Raw genomic sequence first — 24,461 nt, forward strand, 5'->3', positions numbered from 1 at the left:
GAGCCCACTGGCCAACAGCGCCATCAGGCGCGATGATGGCACGCGACCCCCATCCCGGACACGGCGAATCCGAGAGCAGAAGATGAACGTGTTTCCCCTGGCGACCCTTGACCGCGAATCTTCGGACCCGGCCAACTTCACCGGCCCCGGGAGCCTGCGCCGCATCGAGGGCGCGCTTTCCGCGGATCCGCGCGTCAACGTCTACCGCGTGCACTTCGAGGCCCGCTCGCGCACCAACTGGCACACGCACAGCGGCCATCAGATGCTCTTCATCGTGGCGGGCCGCTGCCGATACCAGAAGGAAGGCGAGCCCGTCGGCGAAGCGGGACCGGGAGATCTCATCGTCGTGGAGCCCGGCGAGAACCACTGGCACGGCGCCGCTCCCGGCGGAGCCATGACCCACATCGCGCTCAACGTGAACGCGGTTACGAGCTGGGGCGACCCGGTGAGCGAGGACGAGTACGATGCAGGGTAGCGAAAGCAGGATGGCGTCCGAAACCTGGATCCGGAAGGCCTTCCGGCGCGTGAGGAAGGGTCTCCGCGCCGCGGGCGAGATCTACGAAGGCATCTACTTCGCCCCCTATCGATCCCAGATCTATCGATCGTACCGCCAGGAGCGCGACACCTTCCTGCTGCTGGGATTCGCGGATCTGCTGGGCGCCCCCAACCCCGTGGCGTTCTACGCCCTCGAGATCTATCCCGACGTGATCGAGGAATTCCACCAGTGGCACGTGCGCATCGGCATGCCCAGTGCTCCCGACGGCGGCTTCAGGTGCTGTTGAGCCGGCCGCCGGTGACGCCGAGACGCCGCGCGAGCTGCTGGGCGGACAGCCGGTGAGGCGCGCTCCGGTGCCCTCCTGATGGCAAGGCCGCGCCGCATCCTCGACCGCGAGGTTCTCTTTTTCGGCGGCAAGGGCGGCGTGGGCAAGACCACGCTGGCCGCCACGATGGCGCTCGAGGCCGCGCGCGAGGGGCACCCCACGCTTCTGGTCTCCACCGATCCCGCGCACTCGACCTCCGACGTGCTCGAGACGCGGCTCGGAGGGGAGGCGCGGGAGGTTCGCCCGCGGCTGTGGGCGCTCGAGATCGATCCCGCGGAGGAAGCAGACCGTTACATCGACGACGTGAAGGCGCGCATCGCCGACAGCACGCCGCCCCGGCTGATGGCGGAGGTCGAGCGCCAGATCGACATCGCGCGCGTGACCCCCGGCGCCGAGGAGTCGGCGCTGTTCGATCGGTTCACGCGCATCGCCGAGGAGGCCGGCCACGCCTACGACCGCCTCATCTTCGATACCGCCCCGCTGGGTCACACGCTGCGGCTGCTCTCGCTGCCGGAGCTGATGGATGCGTGGATCAGCGGGCTCATCTCGCGGCGCAGGAAGGTCAACGTGCTCGGGCGCATGTGGCGCAACGTGGCGGGGGCGGCGGCGGGAACCGAGGACTCCGGGGAGGATCCGGTGCTAGGCGCGCTCACCGAACGCCAGACCCGCTTCCGCCATGCGCGCGCCCTGATCACGGACCCGCATCGCACCGGCTTCGTCTTCGTCGTCACGCCGGAACATCTGCCCGTGTCGGAGACCGAGCGGTCGGTGAAGATGCTCGACAAGTACGGGATCCCGGTTGCGGCCATCTTCCTGAACCAGGTGGTGCCCGAGGACGCGGACGGCGCGCTGCTGGGGGCCCGGAGGGATCGCCAGCGCGAGTACGCCGATCGGGTGCGCAGGAGTTTCTCCAGGTATCCGGTGCACGCCATCCCTCTGTTCGATGGCCGGCTGCACGGGCTGGAGGCGCTGGAACGCCTGGCGGGGACGTTGCCGATGTCGGAGCGCGCGACGTAAACTGACCGTTCCGCGCCCGGCAGGCGGGCGAAGGCGTCTTGCTTCCGCAACACGTCGTCTCCGTGTCCCGAACAAAGGACGGCTTCCGTGAGTTCAATCGTACTGCTACTGGTCGGATTGTCCGCGTTTGCCACCGGGTACCTGGTCTACTCCCGGTACGTCGCCCGCAAGATCTACCAGCTCGACCCCGACTTCCGCACGCCGGCGCACGAGTTCGAGGACGGGGTGGACTTCCTGCCCACCAACCGCAACGTGCTCTTCGGCCACCACTTCACCTCGGTGGCGGGGGCGGCGCCCATCGTGGGGCCGGCGATCGCGGTCATCTGGGGGTGGCTGCCCGCGTTCCTGTGGGTGGTGCTGGGGACGATCTTCGCGGGGGCGGTGCACGACTTCGGCACGCTGTGGATTTCGACCCGGCACAAGGCGAACTCCATCGGGACGCTGGCCGGGAAGATCGTGGGGGATCGCGGCCGGGTGCTCTTCATGCTGGTGATCTTCTTCCTGCTGCTGCTGGTGAACGCGGTCTTCGCGGTGGTCATCTCCAACCTGTTCATCGGCAACCCGGGGGCGGTGCTGCCGGTCTGGGGGAGCCTGGTGGTCGCGATCACGGTGGGCTTCCTGATCTACCGCTCGGGTGCCGGGCTGCTGCTGCCGTCGCTGGGGGCGCTGGCGGTGCTCTACTTCCTGATCTGGGTGGGCCAGTCGGTGCCGCTCGAACTGCCCGACTTCTTCGGCTTCGACCCGACGCCCGCCCAGATCGAGGCTGCCGGGGGCGATCAGGCGGCGGCCGCGGCGGCTGCCACCACCGACGGCGTGCGCGCGGGCTGGGTCATCGTGCTTTTCGTCTACGCCTTCTTCGCCAGCGTGCTGCCGGTCTGGCTCCTGCTCCAGCCCCGCGACTACGTCAACAGCCATCAGCTCTTCGTGGCGCTCGGCATCATCGGGCTGGGGATCATCTTCACCAATGCGCCGGTCGTGGCTCCCGCAATCAACACCAATCTGCCACCCGACACTCCCAACTGGTTCCCGCTCCTGTTCGTGACGATCGCCTGCGGCGCCATCAGCGGCTTCCACGGGCTGGTTTCGTCGGGGACCTCATCGAAGCAACTCGACAAGGAGACGGATGCCCGCTACGTGGGCTACGGGGGCGCGGTCGGTGAGGGGTCGCTGGCGCTCACCGCGATCCTGGCGACCACGGCGGGGTTTGCAGTGGTGGTCGGGGTGGACGGCTGGCATGACCACTACGGGTCGTTCGCGTCGGCATCGGCGGGCGCCACCCAGGCGTTCGTGCAGGGCGTGGGATTCCTGGCGCAGGGGATCGGCATTCCCCAGGGGCTCGCGGTCACCTTTGCGGCGGTGGTGGTGATCAGCTTCGCGGCCACCACCATGGACACCGGGGTGCGCCTGCAGCGCTACATCATCTCCGAGCTGGGGGCCGAGTACGGGGTCAAGCTCGCGCAGAATCGCTGGATCGCGACCACCCTGGCCGTGTCCAGTTGCGCCCTGCTGGCGCTCGGCGTCGACCGGGGCGCCGGGGGCATGCGCCTGTGGCCGCTCTTCGGCACCACCAACCAGCTTACCGGGGCGATGAGCCTGCTGGTGATCAGCCTCTTCCTCTTCAGCCTGAAGCGGAGGATCTGGGTGACGGTGATGCCGCTGGCCTTCCTGCTGGTGATGACGACGTGGGCCATGGTGATCAACATGATCGGCTACTGGACCAGCGAGACCTGGCTCCTGTTCGGCGTCGGCGGTGCGATCTTCGTGCTGGTGCTTTGGCTGGTGTTCGAGGCGCTGGCGGCGATTCGGTTGGCAATTGCCGCCAGCGGACCGGGGGCGCCCGCCCGTCGCGGGTCGTGAGCGCGCTCCGGCCGGGGAGCCTCCGCACGCGGTGCGGGGCGCGGCCGGCTGCGTGGGCGGCAACCGTTTCTGCGTGGATTGCGATCGTGTTGTGCATCGGTGTACCCGAACCCGGCCGGGCGCAGACGCCGGCCGCCTCGGTTCCCGGTGACCTGACCACGCTCTTCGAGATCGGGGGCCTGGTCCTCGATACCAACGGTGACGAGGTGCCTGACTTCGTCAACGCCTCGCTGGTGACCGGTGAGACGCCTACGCTGGCCGAGACGCGCGCGGCCGCCGAGATCGCCGCCCGGCTGGGCTTCGAGACCATGGCGCTGGACCTGCCGGTGGCGCGGGGGACCGCGGCGGAGGGCGTGCTCGTCGTGGTCGGCCGGGGAGGGCTGGCTGCCTCGGGGCTGGTGTCGCCGGGGGTCGACCCGGCGTCGCTGGACACCGGCGAGGGGGCGGTGGTGGTGCGCGAGGCGGATGGCCGCCGCTGGGTGGTGGTGGTGGGCGGGGATGACGAGGGGCTGGTCGCGGCCGCCCGCATGTTCGCGGGGGTATTGCCGCACACGCGCACTCTGTCGGCGCCGCTGCTGGGCGACGCGGGGGACGACGTGCGCGCGGCACTGGAAGGATCGGGGGTCGAGGTGGAGGAGGTCCGGCTCTGGCAGGCTCGGGCGCGCGCCAGATCTGACGGGGTGAACCGCCTGATCGCGAACGTGGAAGTGGCGGCGGCCGACGTGGAGGAGGCCGCCGGGGTGCTGCGCGCGCTCGCGGCCGGAGAGGAAGTCCCGACAGCGACCGGGCAGGAAGACGCCGCCGGCCCGGACGACCCGCAGGCGGCGGAAACACCGGACGAATCGGACGAACCGTTCGCCTACCCCGGCCTGGGCTCGGTGGAGGTGCGCCTGGCGTCCGGCCCGGTGGTGCGCATCCCCGGCAGGGCCGCCCCGGACGCGCCCGGACCGGTCGCGGGTCGACCGGGCAGCGGAGGGAAGGGGTCGCTCGACCTGTCCAACCTGTACACCCCCGACGGCCTGCTGGGCGACTCCGACAACAACGAGATCCCCGACCGGGTCGATGCCCTGCTCGCCCCGGGCGCGGCCGCGGTGGAAGCGCTGCCCGACCTGGCCGCCCGCCTCGGGCTGGAGTCGACCGGGCTGGTCGTGCCGCTGGTGGAACCCGCCGCCGGCCTGGACCGCCCGGCCTCCCGTCCCACCCTGGTGCTGGCGGGCAACGACAACCCGCTCACGCAGCAACTGGCCGACAGCGGCAGAGTCGACCTCGCGGGCCTCCAGGCCGGAGAGGGACTCATCCAGCTGGTTCCCGACGCCTTCGGCAGCAAGCCCTCGCTGGTCGTGACCGGCGGGGACGCCGCGGGCGCCCGGCGAGCCCTCGACCACCTCGCCCTCACCCTCCCCCACCTGGAAGCCCGGGGCGACGACCGCCCCACCCTCGACCATGTGGAACAGGCCCTCTGGAGTGCGCTTTCCGGCCGCTCCCCCGCGGGTCAGGCGGCCATCGGCCTCTACAAGCTCGACCGCATCCTCACCGATCTCGCCGACCGCGACCTGGCCGGCGCCGAAGTCTTGATCTCGGTGGAGAAACCCGACCCCGGCCTGGCCGACCTCGTCCGCGAGCGGGCGGCCGCCCTGGGCGCCGGCGAACTCGACGTGATCATCGACGACCGCGACGTGCAGAACGCCGCGCCCGTCTTCTCGGAATCCATCACGTTTCCCTCCGAGGTGGACCGCTTCCGCGCCATCGTGAACGAGAGCGTGCTCCCGGCCACCGCGTCCGGCGAACCGGTCACCATCCACGCCCGCCTTAGCGAACCGCCCGAAGTGCGCCGCCGGCTGGAAGAAGAAGTCCGCACCGCGCTCCTCGAACGCGGCGCCGACCCCGAAGCCACCCTGGTCGAAGTACGCTCAGCCTTCAAGCAGGGCTACTACTGGCTCTACGAGGGCGTGCGGCCGCGGCTGGAAGGCGCCGACATCGGCGAAATCCTCATCCGCTTCCGCCGCAACGACCCGCCCGTGGAGTGGCCCCAGCAGGCCATCCACACGCCCGTGCGCTGGCTGCACGAGATCTTCCCCATCGACGAGGTGCTGGCACGCGACCTCGGCATCGATCTCGAACGCATCCGCTTCGAGCAGGTGCTGGAAGGACCGACCTACGAAGTGGTGGTCACGGGTTCCGGCGGCGACATCATCCTCACCGAGACCTTCGACCCCAAATGGGTGCTCCGCCCCTACGTCGACCGCTTCCGCGACTACGAGCAGGTGCGCGTCACCACCGGCTGGATCGAGGCGCGCGCAGGCGACCGCACCCTCGCCGACGAGCGCATCGTCACCGACCCGGAGGCGTTCTGGGACTACTACCAGGGGACCATCCTCCCGGCCGTCTACGACTACGTGATGGACCGCCACGAGGGCATCCCGCGCGGTGGCAACGCCGATGCCCCCTTCTTCGGCGAGCTCGTCGTCGAAGCGCAGTTCAGCGAGCCCGACTACCGCCTGGACATCGACAACGAGATCCACTCCACCATGGACGCCCTCCACGAGGAGGTCTATTTCGGCACCATCGAGTTCTTCGACCTGATCGGCCGCAACTCGCGCGGGCAGGGGCTCACCTTCCCCGGCCGCATCATCCCCGTGATGCTCCCGAAGTCCGACGGGGCCGCGGGCACCGCGAACATCTCCTTCTCGGGGTTCGCCACCTCACGGCCGGCGGCGATGGTCCGTTATCGCGAGAACTCCGGCGAGACCGGGGAGATGCGCCTGGACATCCCGCGCATCACCATGGAACGCCCATCGGCCCGGCGCGCGCACGTGCGCGAAGGCACCCCCGGCCTCTCCCACCTCGCGCTGCGTGTGCGCGTCGACACCGACGCCGACATGCGCGACAGCCTGCTCGCCTACGCTCAGCCCCTGCAAGTCGACGAGCGCATGCTCTCGGCCGAGCAGGTGGAAGCGGCCATCGGCCACATCGAGGCCATGCGCGCCCGCGGCATGTATGCGTCCGCGCTGGCGTTCCCCGGCCTGGGATCGCTGGAGGTGCAGGCCGAATGGACGCATGAAGAGGACCCCGAATCCCGCCGCACCGCCCATCTTGCGGCCAACGGCACGCCCGACCCGCTACCGGACTGGCGCGCGCTTCTCCCGGAGGGCTGGAGCTACTCGGGCGAGCGCCTGGTGCAGTGGGAAACGCCCATGCCGCCCCCGGAAGGGCATCGCATCCTGGCGCAGATGGGCGCCACCTTCGAGGAAGCGCGCGTCTACAAGGCCGGCGAGTCCTACCTGGGCAGGACCACCTGGGCGATGGACCTGATGCCGCCGATCACCGCCTCGCACTGGTCGCGCGCCAAGGCCACCACCCACAAGCCGACCGTCATCTACTCGGCGCGCCAGCACGCCAACGAGGTGTCCTCCACCAGCCACGTGCTGCGCCATGCCGAGCTGCTCCTCACCGACCCTGAGCAGCGCCGCAGGCTGGACCGCGTGAACGTCATCATCCACCCCTTCACCAACCCCGACGGCGCCCAGCTTGCGTACGACCTGTACCGCTCCACCCCCGACTACATTCTGCACGCCGGTTACCTGGGCTCGCTCGGCATAGACGTCAGCTCGGGCTCGGGCGACGACCACCCCATCTATCCGGAGTCGCAGGTGCGCGGCCGGCTCTGGGAGTCCTGGCTGCCGGACATCTTCCTCAACCCGCACGGCTATCCGTCGCACCAGGTGGTGCAGCTCTTCTCGGAGTACACGGGGCTCGTGCGCCGCGGGCGCGTGACCGAGCGCAACTGGGGCTTCAACAAGGGCTGGTTCATGCCGGGATTCGGCTACGTCGACAGCCCCGACTTTCCGCGGCACCGCGACGCCGCCTTCCAGCTGCGCGACTATATCACGCGGGGCATCAATTCAAATCGCGATGTCTTCGAGATGAACCAGCGCACCTACGCCCGCTACCAGCGCTACGGGGCAGACTTCGACACCGATGTCTTCCGTCTGCCCATGACCGACAGTGTCCTGATCCACATGCCCCTCAGGGGGTCATCGGGAGGCGGCGGAGGCTACAACCCGCGGGTCACGATCTGGAGCGGCACCACCGAAGCGCCCGACGAGACCGCGCACGGCCCGTGGATGGAGCTCGTGGCGAAGGCGGGGCTTTCGTGGGACCAGGCCATCCTCGACTACCTGTACGAGGGCGACCACAAGGTCGAGCGCTCCGGCTCCACCTTCTTCGGCGGGGTCACGCTGCGGATGAACCGCCCGCGGCCGCCCGAAGAGGAGGAAGAGGATCCGCCGCCGGTGAGTGACTGAGGCGCGGAGTCGGGCGGGCCGCCCGACTCCCCCCGCGATCCCGGACAGGCGGTAGCCGGGGAAGGCGCCGAGCGACCAAGTAGACTCTTGGCTTGAGGCAGCGTGATACTACTGGAGCATATCGCGTGATACTACCGATCGGCGCCGCCCGCTTCGCTCGCCGTGCCGGTCAACGAGACATCAAGCCGCACATGGTCGTACGGCACGCGCGGCACCAGCGTGCCCCGCTCGCCCCGCCGCAGTTCCACCAGTCCATATTGCGACATCGTCTTCAGCGTCCGTGACAGGTTCGATTTGCTCCGCCCGGCCATCTCCGCAAGCTCCGTGAGCGAACGCGGACTCTCCCGGGCGATCAGCTCCAAGAGGCGCCGGTTATGCTCCGACAGCAACTTCGCGAAGCTGTCGAGCGAAGTGAACCACACCTTCGGCTCATCCCTGGCGGGCGTGTGCTCGCCCCGCGCGATCGCCAGGGTGCGCGCCTTCATCCGGTCGTAGTCGGCGATGCCGATTGTCAGTGTCCTCATCGAATCGATCCTCTCTTCCGGAGTACCCGGTCCACTTCCGTCCAGAAATCCTCGAGGAGCGTTGCCGCGTCCTCGTACTCGTAGAGACGGACCGTGCCGAGCCGGTGCCGGTGGTCCTGTTCCGTTCGCGGCCGCCCGCCGGGACCGCGCCGCTCCCGCACCGGGTGCGCGTTGTCGAATCCGACCAGCCTCCCGCCGTCCGGCGCGTGCAGCGTCAGCGAATAACTGAGGCCGTGCGGACGCTCCGGCGTTGGCTCCGCCCGCACCGCGACGAACTTCACCCAGTGCCCCGCGTCGTCCACGAACAGCGTCTCGCCGTGCAGCTCGAGCAGCGTGTCCAGCCCCGGATCCAGATACGGTGTCGTCACCCCCTCATGTTATCTTAATCTGATAACCATAGGCAAGTGCTAAAGCTGAATGGGATCGGTGCGGATGCGAGCCATGCTCGCCGTCCACACCAGACGCCCGCTCCTCCATCATGAGATCCCCGGCGACGGGGAGGTGCGATAGGGGCAACCCAAGCTGCGGAAGACCGCCGCTCTTCGCGAGTGTACCGGAGGCCGAGCCGAGTCCATCCCGTCACCTCGTCAATCGGCGCGAGTCAACAGGTGGAAACCGGTCGGCGGCTCAGCGACACAGCACCACAACTCAGCGCCCCCGTCTCTTCAACGAGCGGAGGCGCTGAAACGCGACCCGCGGGCCGCGGGGGTGATCCGGCGGCTCGGAGCCCGTCCCTATCCCTCCGGCTTCTCGAAGGTGTTGGTCTTGTAGTGCCCGGTCTCCTCGCCGATCCGCACGTGCCCGACCAGGCGGTAGGTGCCTGGCGGGAACTCCTCATCGTCGATGTTGATGGGGCAGACCGAGCCACCTGGGTTACTTGGGTTGTAGGTTGTCCCGGCTCGATGGGCCTCGTTGTTGTCTTGGGCGACGACCCAGCCGCTCCCCACCGCGCGCTGCCACTCAGACCAGATCACGCCGAAGGTCTGGCCGGCGACCTGGATGACCTCGATCTGGAGGCAGATGGAGAGCGCAAGGGGCGGGGCACCGGCTGCCAACTCCGCAAGTAGAACGCCGTCCTCCCTCACCGTGATTCCCGGCAAGCTGTCGTACTCCTCCCGGTGCACCCTCACCATGATCGAGTCCTGGGTGACGGATAACCCGTCCTCGTTCGTAGCCGTCACCGAAAGCAGCGCCACGCTGATGCTATCCTCGACCGCGCCCACGCCCGTCGTGGTCACAGTACTCCCGTCCACGGACGCCACCGCCACCGTGTCGGGCGACGTCGCGGCCGTGTAGGTCAGGTCGCTGTCCTCCTGCTCGAAGTACGAAGACACGTCCAACACAACCATGCTATCCACAATCATGTCGTGGGTGGGGATCGTCTCGACGATCTCGGGTGGCACCGGCGGCGGCGTCACGGTCACGCCGAACTCCAGGCTGGCCGAGAGCATGCCCGCATCCGAGGCGGTCACGGTCACGGTGGCGCTCCCCTCCGCGACGCCCGTGACGGTCACCACGGCACCCTCGGTCGAGACCGTCGCAACCGCCTCATCGTCGCTGGTCGCCGCGTACATCAGTTCGTCGTCGTCCGGGTCGCTGAAGTTGCCGCTTACGTCCACCTCCACCGAGCTGCCCGCGTCCACGCTCTGGTCGTCGATGGTCCCCTCCGCAACGGGCGGCTCGTTCGCTTCCTCCACCGTCACGCCGAACTCCTGGCTGGCGGAGAGCTCGCCCGGATCGGTGGCGGTCACGGTCACGGTGGCGCTCCCCGCTGCGACCGCCGTGACGGTCACCATCGCGCCGTCGGTCGCGACGGTCGCCACGGTGGTGTCGGAGCTGGCGGCGGCGTACGTCAGCTCGTCCCCGTCCGGGTCGCTGAAGCTGGCCGCCACGTCCACCGTCGTCTCGCCGCCTACAACCAGGCCGAGGTCGTCGATGGTGCCCTCCGCCACGGGCGCCTGGTTGGCGGCTTCCACCGTCACGCTGATGCTCTGCGTCGCGCTCAGTCCGCCGGGGTCGCTGGCCGTCACGGTCACGGTCGCCGTTCCCGCGGAAACGCCCTCGATAGTCACGTTGCTCCCCGATACCGAAGCCGTTGCGACCGCGTCATCGGAGCTCGCCGCCGCAAACGACAGCGTGTTTCCGTCCGGATCGGTGAAGTTGCCGGCCACGTTGACCGTGACGCTGTCCCCGGCCGCGATCGTCTGCGCCTCGATGCTGCCCGAGGCTGTGGGCGCGCGATTCGCCGGCGGCGTGGGAGGTGGGGGCGTGGGAGGGGTGGTCGGCGTCGGTTCGGTTCCGCCGTCACCGCCGCAGGTGGCCACCCACAAGGGGGCTCCCGCCGTGATCAATACCAGGGCCAGGACTCGGATCGCTCGCATGTGCGCTCTTGCTCCGCGTAGCTGGTGTGCGCTGCGTCTCAAACGGGCGCGGGCCGTCGCGCACGAGGAGATCCTCAGGCATGACGAGCCCGAACACAACGCAAGGCTATTGCATGCGCGCAGAGCACGCAACGCGACAGGAACGCAGTCTGGCAGCCCGCGGACGCGCCCCCGGCATTCGAAGCCGCGATGCGTCCGGCCCCTACCGCCCTCTCCGCGACCCCCTGCGGTTCATCGGCGTTCCCAGCCGGTACATCACCCGGAGCATGAAGTACTGTCCGAGCGAGTCCGTGCGCGATTCCTGGATGTAGTTCGCCGAATTGGTGATCGCGACGCCCTGGTTCTGGTTCAGGAGGTCGTAGGCCCGCAGCTCGATCTCGGCGCGTTCGTCGAGCACGCGCCGGGAAATGGCGGCATCCCAGCGCGCGACGTTGCGCGCGTCCCCGAAGAGTCCCTGGTCGAAGACCCGGTGGCGGAAATCGGATTCCAGGGTCCAGGCGTCGCCGATGTGCCAGGTGGCTTCCGCGCGGTACTGGCTGTTGACGTAGCCGCGGTCGAGCTCCTGGTTCAGCGAGTACGCGACGTCGTTGAAGTTGAAGCTGACCGAAGCGCGCACGTCGATCCGGTCCTTCTCGCGGTTGTCCACCCCGATCTCGAGCGAGTTGCGCAGGATGCGGCTTTCGTTGGCCGCGTGGTTCACGAGCTCCGTCCCCTCTGAATAGCTGACGTCGTATTCGAGCTCGACGTCGATGCCCAGCTTCCTGATCGGGGTGTCGAAATTGGCTCCCAGGCTGCCGGACCATTCGCCGCTGGTGTTGACCGGCATCCGCGTCTGGAAGCCGCGCTCGTCGAAAACCCGCGACATCGAGATGTTGTTGTCGGTGTAGGTGAAGCGGGTGAAGGTGCGGAGGTTGATGAAGGTCACCTCGTTGAACAGACGGAAGTCCGCGTTTACCCGGTGCCGGTATTCCGGGCTCAGATCCGGGTTCCCGGAATAGACGTTGAGGGGATCGGTGTTGTCGGCGTAGGGCTGCAGCTGCGTGAGCGACGGTTCGCGGCTCGAGCCGTCGTACCGGATCTGGAGGGTCTGTCCTTCCTTGATCTCCTTCTTCAGCCGCGCGTTGGCGAGCAGGTGCGTGTAGCCGTTGGCGATGGACGCGCCCCGGCCCAGGATGACGCCCTCGAGGTTGGATCTCTGCAGGCGGATCCCGAGTGTGAGCCAGGAGGTCTCGGTGTCGCGGCTGTAGCGCGTGCCGCCCTGGAGATAGGTGTAGGCTCGTTCGAATCCCGAACTCATCCCCGGGTTGTGAACCAGGGTGCCGTCGACGTGATCGTAGACCGCGTTGTTGCGGTCCTGGTGGGTCGCGTTGCGCTGGCCGAAGAGCTCGACCGTGTGCCCTTCCGCGAGCGGCTGGGTCAGCGAGAGGCGCGCCGAATTGGTCCGGGTCCAGCCCACGCGCGAGTGGTCCTGCAGGATCTCGCGCACATCGTCGACATCGTTGTCTCCGTCCCGGGTGCGCCTCTCCCCCGTAACCAGCGAGGACAAGTCGGCGGAGACGTCGGAGTCCTCGAGGTCGCTGGTCAACTCCGCGACGATGCTGCGGCCCTCTTCGTTCAGGCGCCTGCGCCAGGTGAGCCGTCCGTCCCCGCCCAGCTCGTTGCCATCCACGAAGTAGTCGGTGGTGGCCGAATTGAGCATGTCCCCGCCGAGGGTATGCGTCTGCCGGTTGGCGAACGAAGTGAGCGACGACGCGCGCGCGTTCCCTCTCATGCGCAGGCGCAGCTCATGCCCTTCGGAGATTTCGAGCTGCCCGTTCAGGTCCAGGCGATGACTCACGTTGCCGGCTTCCTGCTTGCTGGTCTGGTCGACCAGCGACGCGACATCCGATCCAAAGAGCGCCCGCTGCTGCAGGCTCCGGTCCTGGAGATTGTCCAGCTCCCTGATGGTGTAGCTGCCTCGGAGCCAAGTCTCCTCGCTGAATTCCCGGCTTCCGTTTACCCCGAGGCTCATGGTTTCGGTGAGACCGTCGCTCGACCTCCCGCCGCCGCCGCCCGGCATGCCGGCGGCGAGATTCGGAAACCCGCCGCGGGAGCGTCCCTGGTTCACGTTGTTCGCGTTTGCGGTCAGCGCCAACTGGATGGTGGGAGAAAAGCGATTCAGGGAAAGCGAACCGTTGTACCTCGCTTCGCTGCCCACGGGCGCGGTGAGCCGGGCCCGGCTGCCCCCGTCACCGCCGATGTCGCCCCTGGCGCGCCCGAAGTACCCGCTTCTCGCCTCTTCCCTGAGCTTCAGGTTGATCGTGCGCTCTTCCTCGCCGTCGGGAATGCCCGTGAACTCGGCCATGTCCGACTCCTTGTCGTACACGGCGATCTGCTCGATCGCGTCCGCGGGCAGATTCTCCAATGCGACCGAGGGATCGTCGCCGAAGAACTCCTTGCCGTCCACGAGGATCTTCGTGACCTCCTCGCCCTGTGCCGTGATCGACCCGTCGGCATCGACGTCGACCCCGGGAAGCCGCCGCAGCAGCTCCTCGACGGTCGCGTTGGGCGGCGTCGGGAACGCCTGCACGTTGTAGCTGAAGGTGTCGCGCTGATTCACGAAGGGGACGTGTTCCACGCTGACCACCACCGAGTCCACTTCCAGCGCCGTGACCGCAAGCATCACGCTGCCGGCGTCCACGCCGGCGTTCGCGACGTCGAAGTCGCGGCGCAGGGTCCGGTACCCGATCAGCGTGACCTGGAGGATGTAGCTTCCCGCAGACAGACCGTCGATGGTGAAGCGGCCGTCCTGCGACGAGAGGGTGTACTCGGTCAGCACCGAGTCCGGCCTGGAGAGCGCGACCACCATGGCGTTGTGAAGCGCCGCGCCCGTGGAGTCCGTGACGACGCCGCGGACCCAATGCCGGTCAGGTGTCTGCGCCGCCGACGCAGTCGCCTGCGCGAGCAAGGCCATGACGAGAATGGCGAGAGCCCAGCCTCCGACGGCGCGTCGGTGGCGGGCTCTCGCCTTGTTCCACTTCATCTTCCTGTCCACCCTGTCCACCCCAACCTCTTTCGGGTCCCTCCCACGGGCGTCGGCCCGTGTTCGGAATCCCGCCGGCGCCCGGAGTTCCGCTTCGGAAGCGCCGGTCAGCCTTAAAGACTCTTTCCTACAGCGGTCTGTTGGGGTTCGCCATTGTGCGCCACATGTGCGCGACCGGGCTGTTGTCGTACCCCAGCCCTTCCCTCGGCTGCCTGAACTGGCGCCCGATGATGTCGGTGAACACCTCGATGTCCACGTCCATTTCGTCCTGGAACGCGTAGGTGTCGTTCACCGTGATCAGCCGCGCCTCCCCGTACCAGGCGTGGCCGCGGGCGTGCTCGTAGGCCTGCTTGATGTAGGGTTCCGGCACGTAGTCGTGGCCGAAGATGCGGTTGTACATCTCCGGATACTCGTAGCCGAAGTCGTCATCCGCATAGAAGCGCAGCGGCCCGTGGTAACGGATGCCCCAGGCGACGCGCGGGTCCACGTAGGGCTCGATCAGCTGGGCGCCCCAGAAACCGTGGTCGCCCCTGATGAGGTTGAGCACCACGTCGTGCATCAGGCAGGCGAAGATGGTGCGCTCGGGCTGCCCCGTGGTGAGCGCGTGCGTGGCGCTCTGCAGGACGTGGTTCGCGGGCGCGAAGCGCAGCCGGAAGAAGTCGAGCAGCGTCGGAGCCTCCGGCATCGGTGCGAACTCGTCTTCCCGCGGCGTGAAGAGCCGCCCGGTGCCGCGCGGCGCCCGGGGGCCCTCCTGCTCCAGCTCTTCAAGCGTGATGATGGAGCCGGCTTCACCGTCCGCCTCCCCTCGCCGTGCGGCGATCTTCTTGTCCAGCTCGTCTTCCATGTAGTGCTCGAGGGCCTCCGCCTTGTCTTCGTGGGACATGACGGCGAGAGCACCTGCGGGAAGGCTTGCGAGGAAGGTTTTGCGATCGACTTCCACCATCTCGACCTCCGGCCAGGGTGAGCGGCTGGCCTCCCGCCACCGGTCCCCGGCGACGCGAAGAGCCATGCATCCAATTGACTAGTAGGGCGCGCGCGGGCGTGCGGCAAGGGACCAACGCAAACGGCCCGCCCCCCGAGCAGGGGACGGGCCGTAGCTTCGGTGGGACTTCCTCGCTAACCTGCGTCTGCCAGTTCCCCCACGGCGTCCGCGAGCATCTCCACCTTGGCGGCATCGAGCGCACCACGCGCGTCACCGCGGAGCGCATCCGCCAGCGAGCGCAGCGCCGAGGCGCGTCCCGATCCCATCATGCCCTCGGCGGCGGCCAGTTCGTCCCGCGCCGACGCGATTCGGGCCGCGTCCAGCCCGCGGTGCCGCTCGAGCTGGTCCAGGTAGGCCCGGGCCAGCGCGAAGGTCGCGGGCCACTCGAAGATGGGCTGGCCCTGGGAATTGAGATGGGTCAGCTGTACGGCGTTGGCCGCGTCGATCTCGTTCTGCGTCATCGCCTCGCTGGGGACTAGCTCGAGGATGTCCAGCCCGCGCGCGATCTCGGAGTTGACGATCACGCCGTTGTACCAGTACACCGACCAGCTGCCGCCCATGCGCATCACCTCGCCGTCGACGGGCCCGCGGTCGAAGTACGCGATCTCCACCGGATTCACCGGATCCGTCCAGTCGATCAGGGAAATGCCGCCCTGGTACCACCCCTGGATCATGATGTCGCGGCCGGGGATCGGAATGAGCGAGCCGTTGTGCGCGACGCAGTTCTCCTCCGGCGTCTGCGGCGCCGGCAGCTTGAAGTAGCTGCGGAACACCATCTCCCCGTCCTCGACGGTGAAGATCGCGTTGGCGCCCCACTCCGGCGGGTCGGAGGCACGGCACTTGGGCGCGCCGCCGCCGCCCCACTCGTCGGTGAACATGACGGCAGTGCCGTCGTTGTTGAACGTGGCCGAGTGCCAGTAGGAGAAGTTGGAGTCGGCCACTGCGGAGAGCCGAATCGGGTTCTCGGGGTCGCTGATGTCGATCAGCATGCCGTATCCCTCGCAGGCCCCGCCCGCGAGCCCGATGGCCGGGTATACGGTGATGTCGTGGCACTGGGTCGGGCCGGAAGCTTCTCCATGCGCCTGTCCCGTCATCTCCGCCATGATCGCCGGCAGCGCCTCGCGCAGCGCCGTGCTGTCGGCTGCCGTGGGCGGGCCTTCGCCCCCGCGCTGGGCCACGATCTGCGCCAGCAGCGGCTCGATGTAGCGCTCCGGCAGCACGACCGCCATGCCCATCATCTCCACGACGAAGGCGCCGCTCTCGCGGGCAGCCTCGATCTCGGCGAGGTCATCGGGCGCGAGGCCGTGCGTGGGGGGCGCCACCAGGTCCTCGAAGATGCGGGGCGAGCTCACGATGGCGGCGCTCGCCGGGTCCGCCAGGGGCACCTTGATGACCTCGATGCGGAAGAGCGCCGTGTTGGGATCCTCCTCCGGGGGTGCGTCGGAACAGCCGGGCAGCTCTTCGGCGGGCCGTACCGGAGCCGAGCCGGAGACGTAGACGTACACGTTCTCGTCGTCGCCGGGGTGCTCGAGCACGGTGTGCGTGTGCGAGCCGCGGCAGGTCTGCACGTTGGCGACGTACTCGGGCGCGGTGATGTCGGAAATATCGAAGATGCGGATGCCGCGCAGGCGGTCGTGGCTCACGGCCTCCTCGATGCCCTCCCCGCCGCAGTCGAGCCGTCCGCCGAACCCCTCGCCCGACACGAACAGCAGATGGTCGTAGACGGAGACGTCGCTCTGTGAGGCGGGGCACACGTAGGTGATCACCGACTCGGGGCTGCCCGGATCGGAGATGTCCCAGATCTGGATGCCGTCGTAGTTGCCCTGGATCGCGTACGGGCCGGTGAAAGCCAGGTCAGAGTTGGTCTGGCCCACGAAGGGCTCGGTCGGAGGCGTGGCCGAAACCAGCCGCAGGTTCCAGATCGCCTCCCCGGCGTCGAAGAGTCCAGGGGCCAGCCCCACGCGCGGGTCGGGCGCAGGCGGATTCACGCTCAGGGGCGTGAGACCCGCGGGGGTCATGCCGGTATCGGGCGACGAAAAGCCGCCGCACGCGGACAGGAGCACGAGCAGCGCCGCGCAGGAGAACAGGGCGCCAGCGGGCGCCGGCCCCCGGACGCGGTCACGTGTCGATGGGAGAGAGGTCATCGGGTTCCTCGATTCGAGTTGACGGATTCGATGTTGACGGTCATGAGGCGGCCAGGTCGCGCACCGCGTCGGCCAGCTTCGTCACCTTGGCGCCATCCAGCGCCCCGAGGGCATCCGAGCTGAGCGCGTCGGCCAGCGAGCGCAGCGCCGCGCCCCGCGCCGGCCACGCCATTCCCTCGGCCCGGGCCAGCTCGTCCCGCACCTCCGCGATCCGCGCTGCACCCAATCCGCGGTGCCGCTCCAACTGGTCCAGATACGCCCGGGCCAGCGCGTAGGTTGCAGGCCACTCGAAGATGGGCTGACCCTGGGAGTTGAGTTCGGTCAGGCGCACGGAGTTGGCGGCGTCGATCTCGTTCTGCGTCATGACTTCGCTGGGGACCAGTTCGAAGACGTCGAGCCCACGCGCGATCTCGGAGTTCACGATCAGCCCGTTGTACCAGTAGACCGACCAGCTGCCGCCGCTGCGCATGACCTGCGCGTCCACTGGCCCGCGGTCGAAGAACGCGATCTCGACCGGATTGGCCGGATCGGTCCAGTCGATCAGCGAGATGCCGCCCTGGTACCATCCCTGGATCATGATGTCGCGGCCCGGAATCGGGATGAGCGAGCCGTTGTGCGCGACGCAGTTCTCAAGGGTCGTCTGCGGCGCCGGCATCTTGTAGTAGCTCTGGAACACCATGTCGCCGTCCTCGATGGTGAACACGGCGTTGGCGCCCCACTCCATGGGGTCGGACTCCCGGCACTTGGGCGATCCGCCGCCGCCCCACTCGTCGGTGAACATGATGGCGGTGCCGTCGTTGTTGAACGTGGCCGAGTGCCAGTACGAGAAGTTGGAATCGGCCACCGCGGACAGCCGGAACGGGTTCCCGGGGTCGCGGATGTCGATCAGCATGCCGTAACCCCCGCAGGCGCCGCCCGCCAGCCCGATGGCGGGATACACGGTGATGTCGTGGCACTGGGTCGGGCCGGTGTCGCCCCTGGGGGGGACCTGCGCTTCCAGTTGGGGAATCATCTGTCTCAGGGTGGCGCTGTCGGCCGCGGTGGGCGGGCCTTCGCCGCCGCGCTGCCGGACGATCTGCTCGAGCAGATCGGTCACCTGCCGGTCGCGCATCACCCTGGGCTGCCCGCGGACCTCCATGACGAAGGCGCCGCGCGCGCGCGCCTGCTCGATCTCCTCGATGTCGGCGGGCGCGAGGCCATGGGTCGGAGGCGCAACCAGGTCTTCGAAAATGCGGGGCGAACTCACGATTTCGGCGGCGGTCGGATCGGCCAGGGGCACCCGGATGACCTCGATGCGGAAGAGGGCCGTGTTGGGATCCTCCTCGGGCGACAGTCCGGAACAGCCCGCAAGTTCCTCGGCGGGCCGGACGGCGGACGAACCCGACACGTAGATGTAGACGTTCTCGTCGTCGCCGGGATGCTCGAGCGCGGTATGCGTGTGCGAGCCGCGGCAGGTCTGCACGTTGGCGACGTACTCGGGTGCCGTGATGTCGGAGATGTCGAAGATGCGGATGCCGCGCAGGCGGTCGTGGCTCACTGCCTCCTCCACGCCCTGGTCCCCGCAGTCGAGCCGCCCTCCGAGCCCCTCGCCCGAGACGAAGAGCAGGTCGCCGTGGACGGAGACGTCGCTCTGCGAGGCGGGACACACGTAGGTGACCACCGACTGCGGGCTGGTGGGCGTCGAGATGTCCCAGATCTGGATGCCGTCGTAGTTGCCCTGGATGACGTAGTCGCCGGTGAAGGCGAGGTCCGAATTGGTGCTCCCGACGAATACCTCGGATGGCGGTGTGGTCGACACCAGGCGCAGGTTCCAGATGGCCTCGCCGGCGTCGAACAGCCCGGGAGCCAGGCCGACGCGCGGATCCGGGGTGGGCGCGTTCACGCGCAGCGGCGCGAGACCGGCGGGCGCCATCCCGGTGTCGGGGGACTGATAGGCGGAGCAGGCCGGCAGGAGCGCCAGCAGCAGCGCGCACGACAGGAGCGCACCGGGGCGCACGGGGACGCGGTCACGCGTCGATCGCTGGGAGGTCATGTCACTTCCTCATCTCGAGTGGATGTATCCGTCAGAACAGGCGGGTGTCGGGTCAGGCGGGTGGGTCGGAGCGGGGCCGGCGCGTCCAGGTCACGGGCCGGGCGTCGTCATCTCCTCGAGCATCAGCTCCATGCGGGCGATCTCGGTGGCCTGATCGACCTGGATGTCGGAGGCGATCTTGAAGATGAAGTCGCCCTGGGCCGCGCCGTCGCTGGCGAAGAGGTCGTGCACCATGGTGACGGCGCCCTCGTGGTGTTCGATCATGTAGGTGAGGAAGAGCCGGTCGAAGTCCGCTCTGCGGGCTTCCTCCAGTTCGCGCAGCTGCTCGGGGGAGATCATCCCCGGCATGTTCATGGCGTGCTCCGGTCCGTGGACCATGAGGGTGCTGCCCTCGATATGGATCTCGGGCACCGGAAGGCCTCGGTCGCGCAGCCAGCGCTGCATGATGTCGATCTCGTCGCTCTGGGCGTTGATGATGCGCGCGCACAGGACCTGGACCGCCGGGCTGGCGCCGTTGTCGGGCGCGAAACCCGCCATCACCAGCGCCTGGGCGTGGTGCCCGATCATCCCGGTGATGAAGTGCACGTCGGCCTCGTGCGGGTTGAGCAGAAGGCTGTCGGCACGCGCCTGGTAGATGGCCTCGAGCCGGGCGACGCGGTCGGCGTCGGGGCGCGCGGCAGGCGCGGGCGCGCCCGGACCGGAGCCCGCGCAGGCCTGGGTGGCGGCGAGGAGAACGAAGAGCACGGTGCGGCAGGTATTCATGGCCTCCAACATACTAGGTTTGAGGGTGGTTCGCTTCAGCGGTCGGCGGCGTCGGGCCTGTGTGGTATCAACCAGTCGTCCGGTCCGCCCGGATCGTTTCAAGATCGAGTTTTGAACTGGCTCGCACCCCGCTTTGAAGCCTCCCTGTTTCGATTGTTTGGAGGTAAAAATCAGTCTATTTTACCCACATGTACCCTAGATTGCTGGCTGCCATACTTCGTTCCACCCGGAAGAGTGCCCTGATCCTCGGACCTCGGCAGGTAGGGAAGTCGACGCTCCTGTCTTCGCTTGGGCCCGACATCTCGGTGAATCTGGCCAGCCCGCGGGCGTTCCGCGACTACGTGAGCCATCCGGAGCGGCTGGAGCGGGAACTCCACGCTTGTTCGCCCGGAAACAGGACTGTGTTTATCGACGAAGTCCAGCGGGTGCCGGCGTTGCTCGATGTCGTCCAGGTGTTCGTCGACGAGCAGCCCGATCGCTTCCGGTTCCTGCTCTCGGGATCCAGCGCGCGCAAGCTTCGTCGTGGCCAGGCCAATCTTCTCCCCGGGCGGATTCACGTTCACCACATGCACCCCTTGCTCGCTTGCGAACTGGGGGCCGGCTTCGATGTGAATCGCGCCCTGGCCCACGGCACGCTCCCCGGAATCTACGCGGAACCGGACGAGCGCATCCGGAGCGCGGACCTCAGGAGCTATGCGGACGTCTATCTGCGGGAGGAGATCCAGGCCGAAGCCCTGGTTCGAAATCTCGGCGGCTTCTCGCGGCTCCTGGACCTGGTTGCGGCCTCGTCGGGCCGGATTCTCAACGTGCACGCGCTTTGCAAGGATGCTGGCCTGGGCTACGAGACCGCCCGTCGCTACGTCGAGGTTCTCGAAGATACGCTGGTCGCCTTCCGGGTTCCGGCATGGAGCGGATCGGACCGGTCCAGCCTGGTCCGCCACGGAAAGTTGTTCCTGTTCGACATCGGTGTCCGCAATGCACTGCTCAGGCGCCCTCTGGACGAGCCCCTGCCCGACGAGCGCGGATTCCTTCTGGAACATCTCGTCGCTTCCGAACTGCATCGGCGACTCGGCACGCTCTGGCCCGAGGCGGCGCTCTTCCACTACCGGACGCGGGGCGGCGCCGAGGTGGATTTCGTCCTGGAGGTGGGACGCGAGCTGTGGGGCATCGAGGTGAAGGCGGGCCGGGACGTGACCCGCCGAATGCTCCGCGGGCTTGCTTCGCTGGCAGCGCGGAGTTCGCGCGTCAAACGCCGGATCGTCGTCTTTCTGGGAGATCGTCCCCAGACGATCGCCGGAGTCGAGGTCCTGCCGCTGGCAGGTTTCCTGGGGCTGCTACCCGGCGAACTCGGCTAACGTCCGAACCTCCTCACCGCCCCACCCCCTTTCGCGGAATGCGGGCGTCCGCGATCGCGGCGTGATAGACGAAGGAAGCCATGATGACGGCGTTCTTCATCAGGTCGTCGATGGGGAGGGTGTCGTAGAAGTCGAGGTTGGTGTGGCCTCCCGTGCCGCCCACGCGCGCCTGCAGGAACTGGAATGCGGGCAGGCCGGCGCGGTCGAAGGGGACGTGGTCGGTGCTGCCTACGCCCTGGGTCGAGAGAGTCGTCATGCCCATGTCGCGCAGCGGCTCCATCCAGGCTTCGAAGATGGGGCGCACGTGCTCGTTCTCCTGCAGCCAGACCCCCCGGTACTGGCCCGGGCCGTAGTCCTGGTTGAAGTAGACCGAGAAGTTCTCGTACTCGCGGGTGGTGCCGGACGCCGGACTCCCGAAATGCTGGCGCACGTACTCGCTGGAGCCGAACAGCCCCTGCTCCTCGCCGGACCAGAGCGCCACCCGGATGGTGCGTCGCGGCCGCGCGCCGATGGCGTTCAGGATGCGCGCGGCCTCGAGCATCACCGCCACCCCGGAGGTGTTGTCGCTCGCGTTGGGACTCGCGTGCCAGGTGTCGAAGTGGGCTCCCAGCATGACCACCTCGTGCGCGAGGTCGGTGCCGGGGATCTCGCCCACCACGTTGCTTGCCTCCGTGACCTCGTCCCCGTGGCGGTTGCGCACCTCCGCCTCCATGGTCACCGGGATGCCGCGCCGCAGGATGCGGTACATGCGGTTGTAGTGCTCCGGGGTGACCGCCACGACCGGCACGGAGGACAGGGTTTCTTCGAGCGACCAGCGGTCCACGCGGGCGCCGGGGCGGGCGAAGCCGCGCACCGCCCCGGGCCAGCCGCTGTTGGACTCGAGCACCAGCGCGACCCCCTCCTCCACGTAGAAGGCGAGCCGCTCGGCCGCGGTCAGGATGTCGAGGTTGGCCGGGGCATCGGGGTAGAGGCCGGAGAAGTAGTCGTCCGGGGCCGGTGCAGGCGGGATCACGGCCTCGGCGAGCGCGCGCATCTCCTCGTCGGTGCGGCGCGGGGTGCCGGTCGCGAAGCGGGTCAGGTCGATGGCGGGGGGCGGGGTGGAGAGCACGGCGCGTCCGCGCAGCGTCCCCCGAAGCGGGGCCAGGCCGGTCCAGGTGCGCACGTCGGCGATGACGACGTCCAGCTCGAGCCTGCCGTCCGTGCCCGGCGTGTGGGCGATGGGGTAGGCCACCAGGGGCTGGTAGGCGGGCGCGGTCATGTGGACCGACACGTACTCGTTGTCCCAGCTGACCCCGTAGGGCATGAAGGGCTCGCGGGCGACGTTGACGAGGCCGATGCGCTCCATCTCGCCGACTACCCAGCGCTGCGCCCGGTCCATGGCGTCCGAGTTGGTCAGGCGGCCGCCGAGCACGTCGGTCATGTAGGAGAGGGTGCCCGGCAGTTGCGAGCGCTTGAGGCCTTCCTCGCGGATGCGCGCGATCGTCGCCCGGTCGACCGGGAAGGCGGCGGCGGGGTCGGCGGGTGGGGCATTCTGGGTTGCCGCGGGCGCCGGGATGGCCAGCAGCGCCAGCAGCAACGCAGACTTCGGGATCCGAGTCAGCGCCGGGCCGATTTTCGCCGAAGTCGGCTTGCGACCGGCCTGACCCATCGTACGCAGGCTCACGCTCACATCCCCGCGGGGCGCACGCTGTAGTTGTCGTTGCGCCACATGCGCATGCTTCCGTCGGGCATCTCCTCGAAGATGAACTCCTCGCCCAGGTCACCGTTGTCGCGCACGCGCCGGAAGGTGCCGTCCTCGACGTGACGAAGCCGGGTGAGGGAGCTGAGCGGGTTGTTGGTGGGGAGCGACAGCACCTGCACGGAGCCGTCCCACATCAGGACCGCGCTCTCGCCGCCGAGGGGCCGCTGATAGGTGCCGGTGAAGCGCTGCAGATCTTCCTGCACCGCGTCGACAGCCGGGCCATCCTCGGCCGACCGCTTTTCCGCGCGTTGGAGGGCGGGCGCGACGATGTCGAACGCGGTCTGCGCGAACTGGCGGGAGTTCACGCCCTGACCGTTGGTCATGAAGGCCGTGGCCACCTTGTCCTGCGGCCGCAGCAGCAGGTGGCTGCGGTATCCGGGGCACGATCCGCCATGGCCCACGAAGGTGTCGTCGTCGGACTTCCACACCGAGAAGCCCAGCCCGTAGGTGGTGTTGCCGTCGGGCTCGGACCAGTGCACGCGGTGCATCTCGCGCAGCGTGTTGCGGTCGAGCAGGGCATCACCCCCCTCGAGCACCCGGAACTGCCACGAAGCGAAGCGGCCGAGATCCTCCACCGTCGAAATGAAGCCCGCCGCGGCGCTGATGCCGCGCACCCAGTAGTCGGGAATCACATGGCGCTTGCCGTCGCGGCCGCGCGCCGTGTAGCCGGTCGCCAGGCGGTTGCCGCGGAAGCGGTCTTCCAGGTCGGTGAAGGTGCTCGTCATCCCCAGCGGATCCAGGATGTGCGCGCGCACGTAGTCGTCGTAGCTCTGTCCCGACGCCTCCGCCACGATCTCGCCCGCCAGGGTCAGGGCCAGATTCGAGTACTGGAAGTACGTCCGAGGAGGGTAGAGCATCGTCTGCGTGGGCAGCGTCTCGACGATCTTCTCGTGGGTCGGGAAGGGGTAGTCGGGGCCGGTCCAGTAGGGCACCCCGGCCTCGCGCGGCAGGCCTGAGCTGTGCGTGAGCAGGCCCTCGATGTCGACCGGGCCCGCCTTCGGGTACTTGTCCTGGATGTTGAACCAGTCAAGGTGGTTCGCCACGGGATCGTTCAGCGCCAGCTTGCCCTGGTCGCGCAGCTGCATCACGCCGACGGCCGTGAAGAGCTTGGAGATGGAGCAGATCGAATACATGGTCGATGGAGTCGCCGGTTCCCCGCTTTCGATGTGCGCGAATCCGTATCCCTTCGCCCACACCAGCTCCTGGTCGTGGACCACGGAGAGCGAAGCTCCGGGGATGCCCCCGTAGGCCTGCGCGGCGTCCATCCAGATGTCCAGGAGATGGAGGGCCGACGCGACCTCGGCGTCGTCGGCGAGCGACTGCTGGGCTTCGGCTGGAGGCGCCGAAAGCAGAAGCGCCAGGGTGGCCACGCCGGCGTGTTGGCGGATTCGGTGGTGTCTCATCGGGGCATCCTCCTCGAGATACTGCGGAGCGGGCTTCAAGGCCTGGGAGCGTTCGGAGAGGCGCGATGGCATGTCCGCGTCCCTGGCAGGATACAGTGTAGTGCGTGCCGTCCTAC

Annotated in this window: 16 protein-coding genes; 6 read left to right on the forward strand and 10 right to left on the reverse strand. The window is 68.4% G+C overall.

Going from position 1 to position 24,461, the window contains the following annotated elements; translation table 11 throughout:
* Positions 1–82: 82 nt before the first annotated feature.
* The 5 genes from OXU32_16455 (at position 83) to OXU32_16475 (ending at position 7,999) form a co-directional block, all read left to right on the forward strand.
* Positions 83–475, forward strand: a complete 393-nt coding sequence (locus OXU32_16455) for a cupin domain-containing protein (GenBank protein MDE0075547.1) — start codon at positions 83–85, stop codon at positions 473–475.
* A gap of 10 nt (positions 476–485) precedes the next feature.
* On the forward strand, positions 486–782 hold the full coding sequence (locus tag OXU32_16460; protein MDE0075548.1) for a DNA helicase: 297 nt from the start codon (positions 486–488) through the stop codon (positions 780–782).
* 78 nt (positions 783–860) lie between these two features.
* Positions 861–1,838, forward strand: a complete 978-nt coding sequence (locus tag OXU32_16465) for a TRC40/GET3/ArsA family transport-energizing ATPase (GenBank protein MDE0075549.1) — start codon at positions 861–863, stop codon at positions 1,836–1,838.
* Positions 1,839–1,925: 87 nt separating this feature from the next.
* A complete protein-coding gene (locus OXU32_16470; protein MDE0075550.1) occupies positions 1,926–3,695 on the forward strand; it encodes a carbon starvation protein A in 1,770 nt (589 codons plus the stop codon).
* An 86-nt stretch (positions 3,696–3,781) separates the two neighbouring features.
* A complete protein-coding gene (locus tag OXU32_16475; protein ID MDE0075551.1) occupies positions 3,782–7,999 on the forward strand; it encodes a M14 family zinc carboxypeptidase in 4,218 nt (1,405 codons plus the stop codon).
* 131 nt (positions 8,000–8,130) lie between these two features.
* Here the strand turns inward: OXU32_16475 and OXU32_16480 are convergent, their stop codons facing one another.
* The 8 genes from OXU32_16480 to OXU32_16515 all read right to left on the reverse strand — a co-directional run bounded on the left by OXU32_16480 (position 8,131) and on the right by OXU32_16515 (position 19,846).
* Positions 8,131–8,523 (reverse strand): helix-turn-helix domain-containing protein, encoded by a 393-nt coding sequence (locus OXU32_16480; GenBank protein MDE0075552.1) that lies wholly within the window; start codon positions 8,521–8,523, stop codon positions 8,131–8,133.
* Positions 8,520–8,891, reverse strand: a complete 372-nt coding sequence (locus OXU32_16485) for a DUF6516 family protein (GenBank protein MDE0075553.1) — start codon at positions 8,889–8,891, stop codon at positions 8,520–8,522. Before OXU32_16485 ends, OXU32_16480 begins: the two co-directional genes overlap by 4 nt.
* 366 nt (positions 8,892–9,257) lie before the next feature.
* On the reverse strand, positions 9,258–10,904 hold the full coding sequence (locus OXU32_16490; GenBank protein ID MDE0075554.1) for an Ig-like domain-containing protein: 1,647 nt from the start codon (positions 10,902–10,904) through the stop codon (positions 9,258–9,260).
* Positions 10,905–11,106: 202 nt separating this feature from the next.
* The gene (locus OXU32_16495; protein ID MDE0075555.1) at positions 11,107–13,926 is read right to left on the reverse strand and encodes a TonB-dependent receptor; all 2,820 of its coding nucleotides are present in this window, start codon (positions 13,924–13,926) and stop codon (positions 11,107–11,109) included.
* A gap of 127 nt (positions 13,927–14,053) precedes the next feature.
* Positions 14,054–14,935: a hypothetical protein gene (locus OXU32_16500; GenBank protein MDE0075556.1), complete on the reverse strand. Its 882-nt coding sequence runs from the start codon at positions 14,933–14,935 to the stop codon at positions 14,054–14,056.
* A gap of 107 nt (positions 14,936–15,042) precedes the next feature.
* Positions 15,043–17,052, reverse strand: a complete 2,010-nt coding sequence (locus OXU32_16505) for a hypothetical protein (protein ID MDE0075557.1) — start codon at positions 17,050–17,052, stop codon at positions 15,043–15,045.
* Positions 17,053–17,092: 40 nt separating this feature from the next.
* Complete coding sequence (locus tag OXU32_16510; GenBank protein MDE0075558.1) at positions 17,093–19,084, reverse strand: hypothetical protein; 1,992 nt, start codon at positions 19,082–19,084, stop codon at positions 17,093–17,095.
* Positions 19,085–19,174: 90 nt separating this feature from the next.
* Positions 19,175–19,846, reverse strand: a complete 672-nt coding sequence (locus OXU32_16515) for a DUF305 domain-containing protein (protein ID MDE0075559.1) — start codon at positions 19,844–19,846, stop codon at positions 19,175–19,177.
* Positions 19,847–20,034: 188 nt separating this feature from the next.
* Here OXU32_16515 and OXU32_16520 point away from each other — a divergent pair, with 188 nt between their 5' ends.
* On the forward strand, positions 20,035–21,201 hold the full coding sequence (locus OXU32_16520; GenBank protein ID MDE0075560.1) for an ATP-binding protein: 1,167 nt from the start codon (positions 20,035–20,037) through the stop codon (positions 21,199–21,201).
* 13 nt (positions 21,202–21,214) lie between these two features.
* On the opposite strand, the gene OXU32_16525 is transcribed toward OXU32_16520, so the two are convergent.
* Both OXU32_16525 and OXU32_16530 read right to left on the reverse strand, forming a co-directional pair.
* Positions 21,215–22,864 carry a M20/M25/M40 family metallo-hydrolase gene (locus OXU32_16525; GenBank protein MDE0075561.1) on the reverse strand — a complete coding sequence of 550 codons (1,650 nt, stop codon included), beginning with the start codon at positions 22,862–22,864 and terminating at the stop codon, positions 21,215–21,217.
* Positions 22,865–22,866: 2 nt separating this feature from the next.
* On the reverse strand, positions 22,867–24,345 hold the full coding sequence (locus OXU32_16530) for a serine hydrolase (protein ID MDE0075562.1): 1,479 nt from the start codon (positions 24,343–24,345) through the stop codon (positions 22,867–22,869).
* Positions 24,346–24,461 lie beyond the last annotated feature (116 nt).

The sequence above is a fragment of the Gammaproteobacteria bacterium genome (assembly GCA_028819075.1).
Classification (GTDB): Bacteria; Gemmatimonadota; Gemmatimonadetes; order Longimicrobiales; family Gaopeijiaceae; genus BD2-11.

Coding starts and splice junctions, on each gene's coding strand:
- OXU32_16480 (MDE0075552.1), bottom strand. CDS start 8,523: ATGAGGACACTGACAATCGGCATCGCCGACTACGACCGGATGAAGGCG.
- OXU32_16500 (MDE0075556.1), bottom strand. CDS start 14,935: ATGGCTCTTCGCGTCGCCGGGGACCGGTGGCGGGAGGCCAGCCGCTCA.
- OXU32_16465 (MDE0075549.1), top strand. CDS start 861: ATGGCAAGGCCGCGCCGCATCCTCGACCGCGAGGTTCTCTTTTTCGGC.
- OXU32_16515 (MDE0075559.1), bottom strand. CDS start 19,846: ATGAATACCTGCCGCACCGTGCTCTTCGTTCTCCTCGCCGCCACCCAG.
- OXU32_16460 (MDE0075548.1), top strand. CDS start 486: ATGGCGTCCGAAACCTGGATCCGGAAGGCCTTCCGGCGCGTGAGGAAG.
- OXU32_16505 (MDE0075557.1), bottom strand. CDS start 17,052: ATGACCTCTCTCCCATCGACACGTGACCGCGTCCGGGGGCCGGCGCCC.
- OXU32_16510 (MDE0075558.1), bottom strand. CDS start 19,084: ATGACCTCCCAGCGATCGACGCGTGACCGCGTCCCCGTGCGCCCCGGT.
- OXU32_16530 (MDE0075562.1), bottom strand. CDS start 24,345: ATGAGACACCACCGAATCCGCCAACACGCCGGCGTGGCCACCCTGGCG.
- OXU32_16520 (MDE0075560.1), top strand. CDS start 20,035: ATGTACCCTAGATTGCTGGCTGCCATACTTCGTTCCACCCGGAAGAGT.
- OXU32_16495 (MDE0075555.1), bottom strand. CDS start 13,926: ATGAAGTGGAACAAGGCGAGAGCCCGCCACCGACGCGCCGTCGGAGGC.
- OXU32_16490 (MDE0075554.1), bottom strand. CDS start 10,904: ATGCGAGCGATCCGAGTCCTGGCCCTGGTATTGATCACGGCGGGAGCC.
- OXU32_16455 (MDE0075547.1), top strand. CDS start 83: ATGAACGTGTTTCCCCTGGCGACCCTTGACCGCGAATCTTCGGACCCG.